This window comes from Aquimarina sp. Aq78, assembly GCF_900299525.1.
Lineage (GTDB): Bacteria > Bacteroidota > Bacteroidia > Flavobacteriales > Flavobacteriaceae > Aquimarina.
In genome coordinates, this window is record NZ_OMKA01000029.1 from 307,565 (window position 1) to 324,515 (window position 16,951).

Below are 16,951 nucleotides of genomic sequence, written 5' to 3' on the forward strand. Positions count from 1 at the left end.
ATAAATAGTATTAAATAGTACTTTTGCGGGAAACAACACAGATTTATGGCTTCAAAACGTATAGCCCCTTCAGTATTAGCTGCAGATTTTGCTAATTTGCAACGCGATGTAGAAATGATTAATAAAAGTGAAGCAGACTGGTTTCATATAGATATTATGGACGGTGTTTTTGTTCCTAATATTTCTTTTGGAATGCCAGTTTTACGAGATATCGTAAAACATGCAACTAAGACAATTGATGTACACCTTATGATTGTTGATCCAGATCGATATATTAAAACTTTTGCTGATCTGGGAAGTAATATCCTTACCGTACATTATGAAGCTTGCACACATCTTCACAGAACATTGCAAGCTATTAAAGCCGAAGGAATGAAAGCTGGTGTTGCTATAAACCCACATACCAATGTAAGTTTATTAGAAGATGTTATTAATGATATAGACCTGGTATGTATAATGAGTGTAAACCCTGGATTTGGTGGTCAATCATTTATAGAAAACACTTATGAAAAGGTGAAACAACTTCGTAAGATTATTGTAAAAAATAATGCAAGCACGTTAATTGAAATTGATGGAGGTGTAACCAATAAAAATGCTAAACAACTTATTGATGCCGGAGCAGATGTACTGGTTGCCGGAAGTTTCGTTTTTAAAAGTACTGACCCGAATCAAACCATTAAAGAATTGAAGGAGATTATAAACACTTAGTCAATAAAAAATGGAGCAGAACCCTATTCCGTCTTTTGATACCTGGACATCAATTTTCCTAATCGTAAGTTCACTAGGGTTCTTCTTAAGTATTATTCTAAGTATTCGTAAAACGGGAAGAATGAATAATCTTCCCGTTGTTTTACTTATTTTAGGGTTTTCTTTTATTCTACTTCAATATGTGTTTTTCTGGACTAACTACGGGTCTGTATATCCTTATTTTTATTTTTTTGACTCTAGTTGGTATCTCGCGTTTGGACCTCTGCTGTACATTTATATTACAAGATTTTACAGTAAAAATTTCAAAATAAGATGGTATCACTTTGCACCAGCAATACTATCATTTATTATTAATGGATATTTTCTTATTGTATCAGAAGGTTTTCAAAACCTTAAAGAATATAAAGATGAATTTCTATTTTATCTTTTTTGGTCACTTCGCTCTCCCTGGCTGGTAGCTTTATCGCTAATAATTTATGTAATCATAATAAAAGATTTCATCTCTTTTCATAAAAATGATAAAAAGTCTCAATATGAGATTATCAGAAAAAAATGGTCAACTTTTCTCATCAATTTATTCTTAGTCTTTATTATAGCCTATATAAGTTATTATGTATTGGTTAGATTCTCATTTTTCAACATTCATTGGGATTATGCAATTTCTTTTTCAATGTCTATAGCTATATATGGTATTGGTTATATGGTATATAAAGAGCCTTCTATCTTTAACGGAGAATTATTATCCAATCTATTTTTAAAAGGAGAAACTCATCAAGAGCTAACCGAATCCACCAAAGATGAGTTCTATGATACGTTATTATCATATATTAAAACAAATAAACCCTATTTAAACAATGATTTACGTTTGGTCCAATTAGCAGATAATATTGGTTTTTCTAGCCATATACTATCAAAGCTTATAAACGAAAAATCTAAAAAGAATTTTAATCAATTTATAAATGAATATAGATTGGAAGAAGCAAAAAAACTACTTCTAGAAAATTCTAAAGCTAGCATTAAAACGATTTATTTTGATGTTGGGTTTAATAACAAAGCTACTTTTAACACTGCCTTTAAAAATAAGTTCAATTGTACCCCATCTGAGTACAAAAGAAAAAAAATGGAAGTTCAGAATAATTAGATTCGAATTAAAAAGGTTAAAAATTATAATTCTAAACCTATCCTCTTCTTGTTTTAGTGAACTTTAATCTTATAACTCTTAAAAATCTTGAGCTTATGAGAACTTTATTTTTATTCATTTTTTACAGTTTTACTAGTATCACTTTTGCACAAAAATTTACACTTATCAAAGACAGTATTAACCCTATAGTATCTGATTCAACTATTCGGGGGACCTATTTTGGTACAGGATGGACAGATATCGATAATGATAGCAATTTGGATTTATTCTATGCCGGGACTATATACAAAAATCTTGGAAACGGAAATTTTAAAATTGCAGAAGGCAGTACAGCAATACCTGTTGCTACATCGCTAAACAGCTGCAGTTGGGCAGACTATGAAAATGATGGAGATCTGGATTTAATTTATTCGCGATTTACTGCACCGTCTACCTTGCAAACCAGAATTTATGCTAATGATGGTACTGGCCAATTTACCGAAACGAATACAATCTTAAACACAATCAATTCGGCAACCTGGAGCGTACAATGGTGTGATTATAACAATGATAGCTATGTTGATTTTATTCTTACATTTGCCGATTTATTTCTTGGATCAAATCGATTTCCTAATCGTTTATATCGGGGAAATAGTGATGGCACATTTACCGAAGTAACAGAGCCTTACGACTTTCTTACAGAAAAAGCAGCCTACACTGTATCTAATTGGACTGATTATGACGAAGATGGAGATACCGATTTATTTATTGCCAGTGGTCCTGCTGCCGGTCCTGCAGGAATTAAGCATGATTTTTTATTTAAAAACCTACAAGTCGAAACCGGAAGCGAAGGATTTGTAAAATTAACCAATACAGACCTCTCATTTGCAGAAGATCCACAAGATGGACAATGTTATAATGCAATTGATTACGATAATGATGGCGATCTCGATATTTGTCTTACCAACTATTCTGGAATCGAAAACAAGTTTTATATTAATACTTCTGGCGAATATCAAAGTACCAATACCCCATTTACAACCGGCAACAATCAAAACTTATCCAATGCTTGGGGAGATTTTGATAATGATGGTGATCTAGATGTTATCATTACAGCTTCTAGTGCAATTGGTAGTGGGTATTTTGTCAATAATGGAGATGGGACTTTTACAGAACATAATTCTAATCTTATTAATGCAGCCACCTCTGGAAACTCTACTGGGGCTACTATTGGAGATTACGATAACGATGGTGATTTGGATTTCTTTGTTGTTGGCCAGGGTGTAAAAGGGCTTTTTAGAAATGATTTAGCTGTAAAAAATCATTTCGTAAATATTAAACTCATTGGCAACCCATCAAATAAAGCCGCACTAGGTGCAAGATTAGAATTAACCACCAGAGTAAAAGGGAAATTGGTAACTCAAAAAAGAGAAATCTCTGCCTCAAATGCATTTATGGGACAAAACAGTTTGCGAGCTCATTTTGGACTCGGTAAAGCCCCAAAAATTGAAAAACTCATCGTGTATTGGCCCTCCGGAAATGTCGATACTTTTTTAAAACTAAGAGTAAATAAATTTTACACTATAGAAGAAGGTAAAAAAAAACCAATTGACCCACCTATTAAAAAGAGAAACGATGATACTTCTAAAGTAATCATGTATCCTAACCCTTCTAAAAACACAGTAAAAGTCAAAATTGATAATTTAGAAACAAGTATTCCGGTTACGATTAAAATCGTAGATGCCACGGGGTTAAAAATTTCGGAAACCAATTTTAATATCAATCAGGAGATTATACTAAACACTGCTTCTTTATCACCGGGAAATTATTTTTTGAACATTATACTAGAGGAAAAAACAGTTGTGAAAAAATTAATTATTAAGTAGTAGTCAATTGCTACTTAGAAAAGGTGAGGCTTATAACAGAACCTCATCTTTTTTTACATTAGAGATTACAAAAATCATTAGTTTTACAAGAGTAAGAATAAGGTATTACTCTAAAAGCTAGAATTAGAGCCTTGTCAATATGATTTTTAATGATACATATAGATTTGATAATTGTTGGCGGTGGACCTATTGGTATAGCCTGTGGCCTCGAAGCAAAGAAAAAAGGACTTGATTATTGTATTATCGAAAAGGGACCTATCACTAATTCCTTATATAATTACCCTCTTAATATGCAGTTTTTCTCATCTTCAGAAAAACTTGAAATTGATAATATCCCATTTATCAGTAATGAAGCTAAACCAAAGCGTAATGAAGCTCTTGAATATTACCGTAGGATTGTAACTTCTAACGATTTAAATATTAATCTGTTTGAAAAAGTTAATACAGTTCTCAAAAAACAAGACACTTTTTATATTAAAACCGATAAAGAACAATATACTTGTTCTTATGTAATCATTGCTACCGGGTTTTATGATCTTCCAAATACTATGGATGTTCCTGGAGAAGATTTACCTAAAGTTTCCCATTATTATAAAGATCCTCATTTTTTTGCTAAACAAAAATTAGCTGTTATTGGTGCAAGTAATTCTGCAGTAGATGCAGCTTTAGAATGTTATAGAAAAGGTGCAGAGGTAACAATGTTGGTTCGTGGGCCAGAAATTGGAAAACGTGTAAAATATTGGGTAAGACCTGATATTATAAATCGTATTGAGGAAGGTAGCATTAAAGTTTTCTATAATGTAACTATAAAAGAAATATTACCAAAAAAAATCGATATCCAAACACCACAAGGAGAATTTAGTATTCAAAATGATTTCGTATTGGCACTAACGGGTTATAAACCAAATTTTGGATTTCTGCAAAAGATAGGAATCCAACTCTCTAACGATGCAAAATTATATCCCCAATATAATGAAGAAACAATGGAAACTAATATCAAAAACCTCTATTTGGCCGGAGTAATATGTGGTGGTATGGATACTCATATTTGGTTTATCGAGAACTCTAGAATTCATGCCAAAACAATATTAAAATCAATTACAGAAAAATAGCTACAAAAAAAGCCAGACTAAGTCTGGCTTTAATTCTATAATAATTGACGTTTAATCTCTAGAGAGAATACTTAATATGTACCAAAACAATAACATCAAAGAAGCAAATAATCCTAATGATGCTCCTACATATTGATCTTCAGAATATTTATGTACCATATTAGAGGTTTGATATAGAATTGACCCAGAAGCCAGAATTACCATCCCCACACTAAACCAAAGGCCAAGATTAAATCCGAATAGCAAACCTGCTGCAATAAGTCCTATTGCTATAAAAAATCCAATTGCCAGTATAGATTTTAAAAACGAAAAATCTTTTTTGGTAATTAAAACAACAGCCGAAAGCCCTGTAAATAATGCTAGAGTCAAAATTGCAGCTTGGTTAAGAATATTAGCGCCTCCGCTTTCTGCAATCATCATAGCAATCCCAATAAGTGGAATAAAGATAAAAGCTTCTGCTACTACAAATAATAACAATCCTAAATATTGTTGATTGATATTATGATTCTTTAATGCCATTTTCTCTGCATAATTTGTCACCAGCATAAAACCGCCCAGCATAATAAGCCATCTCCATCCTTGTGTCATAGAAAATGCAAAATTTACAATAGGTTCTATTTGAAAAAATATCCATTCTACGATTACAAAAAGTAGAACAGCCATAGCAAGATGGGTATAGGTCTTTTTATAAAACGCAACCCTTTTTTCATCGGTAAGTGAACTAACAGGTAGTATTTGCTGAAATTCTTCCATATATGATATAATAAATTAAAATTATTGATGGCTATAAATATAATCGTTTCTTGAAAATGATATCATAATTAATCCTCAAAATATCTAAAATTAAACATCTGTACTACATAATAATATATCTCAGGAAATTGTTTCTTTAACTCCTTTGGTGACTCCATAAAAACTTCAACCAAAACTGCAATAAATTCAAATTTATCGGTATATGCATAATCCCTCAATATTTTAGAATCTACTATCTTTTTCCTTATTTCTTCAGCACCAAGATACTTTTCTAACAATAAAAAAGTGTCATAAAAAATTTCACAGCTAATATTGTTGTTTTTTATAGAGTTATGATGAATCGCATGTGTTATTTCATGGACACCCAAACTTTTTCCTTTATCCATGTGCAAGTTTCCTTTCTGAAAATCTTTCCAGGATAAAGCCAATGCCCTGGATATAGGATTAAACTCCCCTATATTTTCTGTTTTATTTAAAATTGAATAGAATGATGTTGGGTATAAAACTATGGTTTCTAAATATTCTAACAGATAGTGACGCATCCCAAAAGTAAGCTGTGTAACCATAATGGTTACTTGCATACGCATAAAATCATCAATAGCTAATCCTTCTCTACCAACAAAACGAGTATCTTCAAGAAACCTTACTGTTCTATGCGCAAAATATCGCTTTCTTCTTTTATCAAGAGTAGTATAAAAATCATTCTCATCCAGAAATGCTTGTAAATGAGGTGGTAATTTCTTCGGAGTAAGGTAAAAATGAATAAAATAAGGCCTTTTCTTATACTTTACATAAATTGATTCTAAATATCGCAAAACATAATATATACATATCGAAACAATTCCGACAGTAACAAATACTCCAAGTATGTTTTGGAGTAATGTATTAGAAGTTTCTTCTTCAAACAATAATAAAGATGCTATATAAAGATTCAAAAAAAAGATAATGTAGGTTAAGGTTACTAAAAATAACGTTTTAGAAGCAGAAATGGTATTAAAATAACAATTTAACATTAATCAATGCTATTTTACATACTACCAACATCTTATATTTCAACCTTATGATATAAGTGCAAATAGTAAATACAGCAAACATCTATAAACTTATTCTTATTAGAAATTTAACTATTCTGTATGGATTTGGGAATGAAATTTGATACTCTATGGCAGTTGGTGTTTATTTTTAAAACCAGCATACCTAACACTACTAAAATTACAACCAATAATGTTTTCATTTAAGAGGAATCCCCCAGACTCATTAACGAATTTAGATCAACTTTATAAAAATGTTATCTCAAAACTCCCAATTGCTAATCGAATTAAATATTGTGAATCTCTAGTGTATCGTACTAAAGAAGATATATCAAATTCTAATTGTAGATTCACAAAAAGAAAATTAAAAAAGCTCTTAAAAGTTACCGAAACAGAACTACAGGAACTTAATATCAATTAAGTTCTGTTCATAAGTAACTAGACATTACATATAGGTAGAATAAGGTTATGAAATTTTCTCATATCCTTCTAGGTTAGTAATTCCCCAATTCTCAAGCTCTTCTTTATTCCATAATTCTGGGAAAAATATGCGCTTTTGATATTTTGGATGCATGTATTTATGCCAATCACTACCTCCGGTTGCTTCCACATTTACTTTTCCATGATCCAAATATTTTGCTGCTGCATCATAATGGTGCATTACCCAATTAATGTTTACTGTGTGATCATAATGACGCATGGCATTAATTAACTCAGTATTTTTCTGATATTCTTCGGGAAGTTCTTTAAACTTTGTCCATAAATTAACTGTATTATATTCTTTCATCCATTCGATCAATTCTTTCTTGTACTTTGTTTCAAAATTGATCATCAATTTACTCTTCTTACCTGTTTTATGATCTGTCCCGGCCGCTTGCCAATACATATTATCAAAGGCATACTCATATGGAGTATTTCTATCAATTGTCTTTCTATATCTAAAATCAATTAAATTAATTAATTCTGTAGAAGCAATCTCTATTTTACGATATTGTCCAGATTGAAATCCACTCGCAGGAGTTAAAGTATCTCTAAACTTCATATACTGATCAATCTCCATTCCCTCTCCCATGATATCAAATGAGTTTGAAAGCATATCAAAATATCTACTCACACGCATAAGATGCATTTCAAATTTTTTAGGCTCTATATTTTCAGTATGAGAAATTTGACTCATTTCCCAAAGAATCATTTTAAACAATAATTCATTAATCTGATGATACATAATAAACACCATCTCATCGGGCAATTGTGTTCGTTGGGTTTGTAGCCCTAATAAGGCATCTACCTGAATAAAATCCCAATATTTCATGGGTTCGGCATGCAATAAACCAGACAGATGTACATCTGGATCTTGCCCCATTGCATTATATTTTTTATCTATAGCTTCTAATAATTCTTTTCTAGTCATAATGTTTATCTGTATAATACGGATTTAAATATACACTCGATATAATTCTGCTTTTACTATGTTTTACAAAATTATTCGAAGAAGGATAATCATACCAAATGAGTATTGTTATGAAAAAATTCAAACTCAAATAGCAGGTAATAAATTAGTAATCAAATCGAAATTATTATGAAAAAGGAGATTTTATATTAATGTAATTAGCAACACTAAGTAATAGATGGGTAGACCGATTGGAAATAGAATTTTTAGCCTTGTTCATTTTATAGAATTTTTTATGAATCCATCGTTTTCTTTCTAAAACAGGTATCAGGAAACTATACTTATCGTATTGATAACAATAATTATTTTCCAAGAAACAATCAAAGGTAATGAAGTGATCAATAAATCTATATAAAGTTATTCATAAATATTAATGATACTTTATATGAGATAATATACTTTTAATACATCGACAAAAACCTGAATATATAATTCTCACCGTTTTACCACTCACTAAATTTGGGGTATACACTCTTAAAAAACACAGTTTAAACACCTTTAAATAAGGGTTTTACACACCTTGACAACCATTACTCTGTATTCTATTTTTATAATCTTCATTAATTCATATTAATTAAAAAAAGTATATTATGATTATTTCAATGCAAGGGGATTGGAATGTTAAGGTAAAAGCAAAATCTGCTTCTTATCCTCAAAGATTTGTCGTCATCGGAGCTGATACCGGAAACGGAATTCACCCAGGAACCGTAGGAACTACTGTTAATGTTACAGGTGATCAATGGGCAATTGCCATACAAAACGATCCGGGAGGAGGATATCAACAATCTGATACCAAAATTAAATTTCCAAAAACTATCGGAGGCAATCACTCTTTCGAAATTCTATCTAATGATGCCGGAGGTGATTCTGATTTTAACGACCTGGTACTCGAATGTTCTACACCAGTGAACATTAATGATTTTCTTATTTATGGTCATGTTTCTATGTATAGTGGAAGATGTCTATTTAACCCATGCTGGAGAGGGCCTTTTGTAATTGACACTTATGTTGGCTTACTCGAGGCACTTAAGAATAATAAAATCAAAAAGTATATCGAAAAAATATACCCAGAGAGAATTCCAGAAGATATAGGTCCATTTCCACCAGACCCTGCTCCTTTTAAACCCATGGTAATCGACTTAAAAGGAGAGGCTACTGCCCCAAAAACCGAATTACTGTATCAAAAGTTAGAGAATCCTGATTTGCTGTCTAAGAAAAAAGTTAAAGAAAAAGCTTCGGAATTTGCCGCTACAAACTACAAGCTTATCAACACTAGAAAACGAGAAGTTTCCTTGGTTGATACATCAAGAGTACAGGATCTAAAATTGGTAAAAGCCATTGAGGGATTATATTTTAGATGTAATACAGAACCTGCAAATAATATCACATTAACTTTTGAGGAATATGATCGTACAGCTGCAGAGCTTGCAGGAGATGCATATACAGGAGAAGGGAACAGAAGATTGTTGGGAGATACTATTACCGATATGAATGGAAACTATATTTTCAGGTTCTCATTCGATATGACTTTCCCCGGGATCGAAGATTCTAGTGATCAGGCTCCAGGCGAAAACATTAATGTAGTTGCATACCCAGATGTTATCGTAAAAGTTACCAGCCTTGCTCCTAATACTATTTTATATGAAAGTGCTCCATATTATAATATTCCAAACAAAAAAAGAATAAACCTTTGTTTGCCAAAATCACAAATACAACCTTCGTCTGCATGTTTTAACGGAAACTTGATTGGCAGCTTAGGGAATGTTTTTATTGGAGGAAATCAAAATACAACAGCTTCTTTTTTTCCATCTCAATTGCACCGTAATGGTTTTAATAATGACCTAGAACCAAGCGGTAAAATTTCGGTAAATAGTAGTCTGGCAGGTTTCAAAATAGATTGTGCTGCTTGGGGAGGTACTATAGACATGACTGGTTGTATGTATGATGTGAGTAAGACAGCCACACAAAATAAAATAAAATGGTATACCATTCGTATAAAACGTTCAGGAACTATTCCTTGGGTATTTGTTAGTCAAAATTACAAGCACCCTCGTTATTCTAAACGTAATTTACCTAATTATAACGGTGATGATGTGGGTCCATTTTACAGTCAACTCCTAAAAGTTGATGGTGGTCCTGCCGTGAGTGTACCCGCCTATAAGAATATTCAGAGAGAAATGAATGTTGATCATATTGACTGGGTACCAGATAAAATTGGTCGCTACATGCAACTTAGAACCAGTATTTACGATAAGGTACAAGGTGAAACCAAACCAGGAACATTCTATGTACGTGTAGATGGTTATGACAGTAATGGTAATCCAGTAGCTAATGCCACAGATATGGTTGCCTTGTATATTCATAACAAACCATTGAATTTTAATCTATCTGCTCTAACCTTTGCTGATTCCTCAATTGTAAATGCAGGTTGCGGATTATATCGATTAGAAGATTATGAACTTAATACCGAGATCAATTTCAATTTTAGAGCAAATGATCCATATGGATTTGTTGATTCTTATGCCCTAACAATGAGCAGATGTCCTGGTCCGATGATTGGGTTAAGAGTTAATGAGCCTAGCCCTCCTTTATCTGATACGGTTTCTGGAGATACTATACTTTCTTCTGGAAATGCCTCAGGAAACCAGCCGCACGCCTGTGCTGGATATAGCGGAACTCTTCAGGAATTTTCAGATGCAGGACTAATAAATGTGGGTATACAACCAGCATTGACAGAAGGAGGGTGGATAAAAGCAGATGAATATTTTACTCGTCTTTCTTTTCATCTTACCGCTCGTAAGCGAGTTACTAATGGGTACAATAGTGGGTTAAGCAGTTTATACCAAGCTCACAGAGGTATTTTGATGGAACGTATAAATCTACCAACTCCATAGCCAATGGATTGGTTCATATTTATTCTAAAGGGGCTTTGCATCTGGAGAATTACACATTTGTGTAGTGCCGAAGACGGCCCCTTTGATATCATTATTACAATCAGAAAATGGCTGGGGCAAGGATTTTTTGGGTCCTTATTAGATTGTTTTTATTGCCTTAGTATTTGGGTAAGCTTACCCTTTGCAATATGGAAAGGAGAAAGTTGGAGTCAAATACTCTTGCTTTGGTTTGCATTATCCGGACTTGCTTGCCTGTTAGAACAGGCTACGTCAAACCATAATTAAAAAAAGAAATCTATGTCATGTTGTTCACAAAAACGTTTGGAACTAACCAGAGAGCTCAGTTCCAAAAAAGAATCAAAAGAAAAATCTTCTTTACCTCTTCTTAAAAACGCAAATACAAAGTTTAAATACACAGGAAATACTGCATGGTTTTATAGAGGTGTATCAACTCATATTCGATATCATTTTAAACATCATGGGCATATTATCATTATTGATCCCAGAGATACATCTGCAGCGATGGCCGAGCCTCTTTTAGAAAACATTGTTTAGAGGTTTAGTTTATATCACCATCGATACTTAAATTAATTATTTTTATAAAACCCTTTTAAAATTTATATTTCTTTTCTGAAAATGAATTTTGTGGTAACCGTAGCCATCTTATTGATAAAAACTGTTACTTATCCAAAAATAAGTATAGCTTTAACTATATAAAGTTAATCATAAATATTAATGATTGCTACCCAATTTTCTTGCTACAAATCTAATCACGCTCCCCTTCCCTATGTGATATTTACCTTCATCTAAAAGAATTTCTTCTTCTTCTAATAGTACTATTTCATAATTTTTAAAGTCAGTTATTATTTCTTCTTTAGAGTACAGCATGTCAATATCTTTAGGACCTCCAACTTTAGGATTAAGCTTGTTATGATATATATGATTTTTGCTAAAAGCCTCTAAAATAATGATACCGCCTTCTTTGAGATAGTCATTTAATTTCTTGTGAAATACTGACTTCTTTTCGGCAGAAAAATGAGCATATACAAGTCCAATAGCATCGAATGTTTCTCTTTTAAACTCGAGTTGTTCTAAATCTCCAACAATATACTCAAGAGTAACATGATTATCTTTTGCAAGTTGTACTGCTTTTGACTGCCCTTTTATACTTAGGTCAAACGACGTGACTTTCCATCCAAGTTGCGCTGCAAATACTCCATTACGTCCTTCTCCATCTGCTGGCATCAATATAGATCCCGGTTCAAATCTTGAAAGCCATTCTTTAAAAAACACATTTGGTTCTTTGCCATAAGCAAATTCTTGATCTTTATACCTTTTATCCCATTTCTCATTCATATTGATTCGGTTTACATTTTACTAATAAATTGCAATTGGTTATTTATTTACAAAAATAGTTCTCGTTGCAATCTATTTAATAGGATAAAATTATAATTTAACAGGACTTACATAAAGTTATATCTAAGATGAATAATCTTATATGCTTTTCTAAAATCTGTTATCACTTTTACAATTTTTGTTTAGATAGATACTCCCAGAGTATTATACAGGCCTGCTGTCGCCATAAGTCGTTTAATGAGCAAAGTATTTTCCTTTAATTGTACATCAATTAATTTTTGTTCTCGCGAGTTTATAATAAACAATGAGCTTTCTCCTAAAAAGAATTTACGTTCTTCTGCCTTAACTAATGCTTTATAATCTGTGACTATGTTTCTTACTAATTCATTTTGTTTAGTTAATGAATTAATCTCGGCGTATACAGCATCAATTTTATTTTGAAGAGTAATCGTTGTGGATACACGTTCAAGATTGGCTTCTTGTAATTTCAAATTGGCCAGTCGTAAATCTCCTCTTGCTTTGCGCAAAAATAATGGGAAACTAAAATTAACGAATGCTTTATAATTCTCTGTATTAAAAGTACGTGCCTGATCTATTTTTGATGTTAAGAAATTATACTGAACATTTATTTTAGGTAATAACTTGTTTAGTTTTAAGGAACGCTCTACTGTGAGCCCATCAATTTTGGCATCAAGGCTCAATAATTTGGGATGATTACGAAGTAATCTCGAAGTACCTGTGATGCCTTTTAATAAAAGTGAAGCTTCTAAAGTACTTAGTTTTGGCAATACGGGAACCACTTCTTCCTGAATCTCCATTGGTATATCATTTAACCACAAATAATTACTAACTATTAGAGCAGCTTTTCTTCTTTTTAAGGAAGATGCTTCTAGATTAAGTTGCCTGTTTTGAAATGCAATTCTGGCTTCAGTAATGTCAATAGCTGCTTTTTCACCTATTTCAACACTACGTTCTATGGCAATAAGGCGCACATTTGCATTTTTAAGAAAAGTTGTATAAATAAGCTCTTCATTAGTAGCTTTTAACCATTCTAAATATGCTATACTAGCTTCGAACAATAGTGTATTAACAAGTAAATCTCTATCAGCTTTGGCTTGCTCTCTAAAAAAACGCGCTTTTTTAAGCGAAGCCATACGTTTGTTGATCAAAAAACCTTGAGCTAATGAAAATGAGACACCTGCACTATACAATCCACCATCAGGAACAGTGTGATCAGGATTCAGAAATTCACCCGTATTCTCTTCAAAATTTGCTTTGAACTCAACGCCATACCAAGTAGGTATTTTAAAGGTAGCACTAAGTTGATCGTAATATTCTGTGTTTTTAAATTTCTTTCGATCATAATCTACTTCAATTTTCGGGTCAAATCCACCACGTGCTTTTAACAGATTTGCTTCACCTACACTCAATGCAAGTTCGGCTTGTTTCATTAATGGGTGGTGCTTTTTCACATAACCCAAATACTCTTCAAAAGAAAGTGCATTCTCTAATGAAACGGGCATGGTTTGAGCTGCTAATATTTCAGGATAAACAAAAATAAAAAGTAGCAATGTGTATTTTATAAGTGTCTTCATTTACTTCTTATCTTTTTTAACTTGTCTATCTTCTGGAGTGTAATAATTAGGTGGAAAACCATTAAGTTGTCGCCATAATTCGTACCAAATAGAGACATCTTCTAATAAAGCAATGGTATATGCTCCTGAGCCTACACGAACATTTTTAGGCCATGGATTTCCTTTATCATCCGGGGCTATGAGGATTCTAAATTTTCCATTAACGCTTATAAAGGTTTCTATCGCAACAATTTTTCCTGCATAGGTTCCATAAGATGCATTAGGCCAACCGCTAAAAAAAATAGCAGGCCATCCATCAAACTGGACACGAACACTTTCACCTATATGCATTAACGGTAAATCGATAGGATTTACAAAAGTTTCTACTGCAAGGTCATAGTTTGCCGGCATTATACCTACCAATTTTTCTCCTTCTTTAAACGTTTCACCTATACCTCCTTTTATAGCTTTATTTATATAACCATTCTGTGGAGCAGTGATATAATACATCTCATTACGTATTTTATAGCTAGAGGATTGGTTGTCTAGTTTTGACACCTGCGCTTCTGCTTCGAATTGATTTGACTCAGCTGTAAAACGTTCACTTCTTGACTTTGCAATTTTGTTAGAATACTCTGCTCTTATACGGCTTATTTCTAGTTGTGCATTCATTACAGAATTCTGACTCCCTAGTAGTTTATTTTCTTGTGATATGAGTTTCGCTTGTGTTTCTTGTAATTTTAAGCGCTTTGCTTCTACATCTGTTACAGCCTTAAGGCCTTCGTTTTGAAGCGTTACTGTACGGTCATACTGTTTTTGGGCAATATCAAGATTAGTCTTTGCCGCCTGAAGATCAATACTATCACTCTTTACTTTAAAGCGCGTTTGTTTTAATTTATTTCTAGCTTGAGAAAGTTTTAATGTGCGTTCATTCATTAAGGCTGTTACCTGCCCTTTTAGTGTTTTAACTTTCTCTTGGTATGAAACCACTGAGCGACTTTTTGCTTCGCGTTGTTGATTTGTTCGCTCTACCAAACGAGGGTCTTGATACTCAGTTTTAATTTCAGAAATAAAGAGAATGGTATCTCCTTTGGTAACATAATCACCTTCTTTTACGTGCCATTTTTCAATACGACCAGGAATAGGTGATTGTATAGTTTGTGGTCGCTGATCGGGTGTAAGTGTTGTAACATAGCCATTACCACTCACGTTTTGAGTCCAGGGTAGAAAAAGCACAATGATTAGTATAAGTGCAAATGCTCCTAAAAAGCGATTAAAGTACTTATTATGTCTTGGGGCAAACGCTTTTGCAAAAGCGGTATACCCCTTTAATGACACTTTCTTATTTAATTGATTATAAGAGATATTAAGCATTGTTCTTATTTTTTGAGGTTATTTTTCCTTCTGAAATTTTAATCGTCTGATTACAATGAGTTTTCCAGTAATCATTTCGACTAGAAACAACTAATATCCAAGGCCTTTCTGATCCGGTTAAATATTTGATTATTTGTTCTGTTTCTTCCTTTTCAAAATGCTCTAAAGGATCTTTAAGTAATAGTAATTTGGGGTTATGTATAATGGCTCTGGCCAAAACAATACGCTTAGAGACCGTAAATGGTATTTGTTGCCCTTCAGGATATAGTATTGTGTTTATCCCATTTGGTTGTTGTTTAATGAACGTAAGTAAACCAAGTTCTTTAAGCACTGTATGTAAATGTTCTTGAGATACATCTTTTCTACCAAATGTTATGTTTTCGAGTATTGTACCTTCAAATGGTAACTGTGAAGGAATTACCTGTCCTACATGTGAGCGATATTTATTAGGCCAAACTCCTTTTATAGAAACATCATTCACATATAAAGACCCCTTGGATGGTGTTAAAAGTCCAGATAATATTTTTAACAACGTTGTCTTACCAGAACCTGAAGCGCCTTCAAAAAGTATTCTATCCTTGTGTTCTATATTAAAATTAATATTGCTTAAAACTTCTTGACCTCCTGGTGTGATATATTTTAAATCATCGAGCTCTATATGTAATTTATCATCATTTATAAATGGGTCTTCACCATCTTGAACTTCTAATTTTTTATCTACCACTTGCCCTATTTTCTCGAGTGATGTCAATACATCATAGAAAGGTTCTAACCCTTTTATCAATTTTTCTACAGAACTAAGCACTAGTAATATGATGATTTCGGCAGCTACAAACTGCCCTATATTCATTTGCTGGTTAAGTACTAATAAACCACCTATACTTAAAAGTCCTGCAGTAACTAATACCTTGAAACTTATAAGTTGAATAAACTGGGTTATCAATACTTTAAAGTGATTTTCTCTTGCTTCCAGATAGTTTGTTGTGAGATCATCGTTTCGTTTCATGGCTAGATTGGTCGTACCAGATAGTTTAAAACTAATAAGGGAACGTGATATTTCTTGTATCCAATGTGCCACCTTGTATTTACTTTTAGATTCGACAAGACTGGTTTCTAGACCTTTCTTTGCAGTAAACTTAAATACAATGTAAATGAGTAATACTAGCAAGAAACCATAAATGATAAAGAATGGGTGATAGAACGAGAGCAACATTAGACCAAATATGATTTGTAACACTGCAGCTGGAAAATCAATCAATATTTTGGATAATCCTTTTTGAATGGTTAATACATCAAAAAAACGATTTGCTAACTCTGGTGGATAATAATTACTTAATTCTTCTATTTTGATTTTAGGGAATCTGTACGCAAATTCGAAAGAGGCTCTGGTAAAAATTTTTTGTTGCATATTTTCTAGAATGCGTATTTGCATTAATTGTAAAATTCCTTGAAATGCTACTCCCATTGTTACGAGAACCACAAGTACAATCCACGAGGTAGACACTTGTGCTCCCTGAATAAGATTTATGATGGCTTGTATTCCTAATGGTAAGGTCAGAGCGACTAGACCAGCAAAAATAGCATAGTAAAAAATTTGACGAATATCTTTTTTATCAAGTTCAAGAAGGCTTAAAAACCTCTTCCAGGGTGATATTATATTTTCCATTTAACTTATAATTGGGTGTTAATGGTT

14 protein-coding genes are annotated in these 16,951 nt (G+C 32.6%); 7 read left to right on the top strand and 7 right to left on the bottom strand.

The window, feature by feature from the left end; all coding sequences use genetic code 11:
- The first annotated feature begins 45 nt into the window (after window positions 1-45).
- The 4 genes from rpe (at window position 46) to DG435_RS20880 (ending at window position 4,826) form a co-directional block, all read left to right on the top strand.
- Window positions 46-708, top strand: coding sequence for a ribulose-phosphate 3-epimerase (rpe, locus tag DG435_RS20865; RefSeq protein ID WP_106793159.1), 663 nt, complete (start codon window positions 46-48; stop codon window positions 706-708).
- A gap of 10 nt (window positions 709-718) precedes the next feature.
- Window positions 719-1,849, top strand: a complete 1,131-nt coding sequence (locus tag DG435_RS20870) for a helix-turn-helix domain-containing protein (protein WP_106793160.1) — start codon at window positions 719-721, stop codon at window positions 1,847-1,849.
- 95 nt (window positions 1,850-1,944) lie between these two features.
- Window positions 1,945-3,714, top strand: a complete 1,770-nt coding sequence (locus tag DG435_RS20875; RefSeq protein WP_106793161.1) for an FG-GAP-like repeat-containing protein — start codon at window positions 1,945-1,947, stop codon at window positions 3,712-3,714.
- Window positions 3,715-3,863: 149 nt separating this feature from the next.
- A complete protein-coding gene (locus DG435_RS20880; protein WP_108840663.1) occupies window positions 3,864-4,826 on the top strand; it encodes a YpdA family putative bacillithiol disulfide reductase in 963 nt (320 codons plus the stop codon).
- A 51-nt stretch (window positions 4,827-4,877) separates the two neighbouring features.
- On the opposite strand, the gene DG435_RS20885 is transcribed toward DG435_RS20880, so the two are convergent.
- The 3 genes from DG435_RS20885 to DG435_RS20895 form a co-directional block, all read right to left on the bottom strand.
- On the bottom strand, window positions 4,878-5,579 hold the full coding sequence (locus tag DG435_RS20885) for a Bax inhibitor-1 family protein (RefSeq protein WP_106791509.1): 702 nt from the start codon (window positions 5,577-5,579) through the stop codon (window positions 4,878-4,880).
- Window positions 5,580-5,647: 68 nt separating this feature from the next.
- A complete protein-coding gene (locus DG435_RS20890; protein ID WP_106791508.1) occupies window positions 5,648-6,592 on the bottom strand; it encodes a zinc-dependent peptidase in 945 nt (314 codons plus the stop codon).
- Between the two features lie 484 nt (window positions 6,593-7,076).
- Window positions 7,077-8,021, bottom strand: a complete 945-nt coding sequence (locus DG435_RS20895) for a tryptophan 2,3-dioxygenase family protein (protein ID WP_106791507.1) — start codon at window positions 8,019-8,021, stop codon at window positions 7,077-7,079.
- Window positions 8,022-8,650: 629 nt separating this feature from the next.
- On the opposite strand from DG435_RS20895, the gene DG435_RS20900 reads away from it, so the two are divergent.
- The 3 genes from DG435_RS20900 to DG435_RS20910 are packed head-to-tail and all read left to right on the top strand — an operon-like array spanning window position 8,651 to window position 11,509.
- Window positions 8,651-10,954: a hypothetical protein gene (locus DG435_RS20900; protein ID WP_106791506.1), complete on the top strand. Its 2,304-nt coding sequence runs from the start codon at window positions 8,651-8,653 to the stop codon at window positions 10,952-10,954.
- Between the two features lie 3 nt (window positions 10,955-10,957).
- On the top strand, window positions 10,958-11,239 hold the full coding sequence (locus tag DG435_RS20905) for a DUF1360 domain-containing protein (RefSeq protein ID WP_106791505.1): 282 nt from the start codon (window positions 10,958-10,960) through the stop codon (window positions 11,237-11,239).
- 12 nt (window positions 11,240-11,251) lie between these two features.
- A complete protein-coding gene (locus DG435_RS20910) occupies window positions 11,252-11,509 on the top strand; it encodes a hypothetical protein (RefSeq protein ID WP_106791504.1) in 258 nt (85 codons plus the stop codon).
- Window positions 11,510-11,686: 177 nt separating this feature from the next.
- Here the strand turns inward: DG435_RS20910 and DG435_RS20915 are convergent, their stop codons facing one another.
- From DG435_RS20915 to DG435_RS20930, 4 genes are all read right to left on the bottom strand, one after another.
- Window positions 11,687-12,310 carry a bifunctional 2-polyprenyl-6-hydroxyphenol methylase/3-demethylubiquinol 3-O-methyltransferase UbiG gene (locus tag DG435_RS20915; RefSeq protein ID WP_106791503.1) on the bottom strand — a complete coding sequence of 208 codons (624 nt, stop codon included), beginning with the start codon at window positions 12,308-12,310 and terminating at the stop codon, window positions 11,687-11,689.
- A 182-nt stretch (window positions 12,311-12,492) separates the two neighbouring features.
- On the bottom strand, window positions 12,493-13,905 hold the full coding sequence (locus DG435_RS20920) for a TolC family protein (protein WP_106791502.1): 1,413 nt from the start codon (window positions 13,903-13,905) through the stop codon (window positions 12,493-12,495).
- Complete coding sequence (locus DG435_RS20925) at window positions 13,906-15,258, bottom strand: HlyD family secretion protein (protein ID WP_106791501.1); 1,353 nt, start codon at window positions 15,256-15,258, stop codon at window positions 13,906-13,908.
- Entirely contained in the window at window positions 15,251-16,924 is a 1,674-nt protein-coding gene (locus DG435_RS20930) for a peptidase domain-containing ABC transporter (RefSeq protein WP_106791500.1), read from the bottom strand. Before DG435_RS20930 ends, DG435_RS20925 begins: the two co-directional genes overlap by 8 nt.
- Between the last annotated feature and the right edge of the window lie 27 nt (window positions 16,925-16,951).

Bases quoted from the DNA above. Each gene is read 5' to 3' on its own strand.
- rpe (WP_106793159.1), top strand. From the start codon at position 46: ATGGCTTCAAAACGTATAGCCCCTTCAGTATTAGCTGCAGATTTTGCT.
- DG435_RS20870 (WP_106793160.1), top strand. From the start codon at position 719: ATGGAGCAGAACCCTATTCCGTCTTTTGATACCTGGACATCAATTTTC.
- DG435_RS20875 (WP_106793161.1), top strand. From the start codon at position 1,945: ATGAGAACTTTATTTTTATTCATTTTTTACAGTTTTACTAGTATCACT.
- DG435_RS20880 (WP_108840663.1), top strand. From the start codon at position 3,864: ATGATACATATAGATTTGATAATTGTTGGCGGTGGACCTATTGGTATA.
- DG435_RS20885 (WP_106791509.1), bottom strand. From the start codon at position 5,579: ATGGAAGAATTTCAGCAAATACTACCTGTTAGTTCACTTACCGATGAA.
- DG435_RS20890 (WP_106791508.1), bottom strand. From the start codon at position 6,592: ATGTTAAATTGTTATTTTAATACCATTTCTGCTTCTAAAACGTTATTT.
- DG435_RS20895 (WP_106791507.1), bottom strand. From the start codon at position 8,021: ATGACTAGAAAAGAATTATTAGAAGCTATAGATAAAAAATATAATGCA.
- DG435_RS20900 (WP_106791506.1), top strand. From the start codon at position 8,651: ATGATTATTTCAATGCAAGGGGATTGGAATGTTAAGGTAAAAGCAAAA.
- DG435_RS20905 (WP_106791505.1), top strand. From the start codon at position 10,958: ATGGATTGGTTCATATTTATTCTAAAGGGGCTTTGCATCTGGAGAATT.
- DG435_RS20910 (WP_106791504.1), top strand. From the start codon at position 11,252: ATGTCATGTTGTTCACAAAAACGTTTGGAACTAACCAGAGAGCTCAGT.
- DG435_RS20915 (WP_106791503.1), bottom strand. From the start codon at position 12,310: ATGAATGAGAAATGGGATAAAAGGTATAAAGATCAAGAATTTGCTTAT.
- DG435_RS20920 (WP_106791502.1), bottom strand. From the start codon at position 13,905: ATGAAGACACTTATAAAATACACATTGCTACTTTTTATTTTTGTTTAT.
- DG435_RS20925 (WP_106791501.1), bottom strand. From the start codon at position 15,258: ATGCTTAATATCTCTTATAATCAATTAAATAAGAAAGTGTCATTAAAG.
- DG435_RS20930 (WP_106791500.1), bottom strand. From the start codon at position 16,924: ATGGAAAATATAATATCACCCTGGAAGAGGTTTTTAAGCCTTCTTGAA.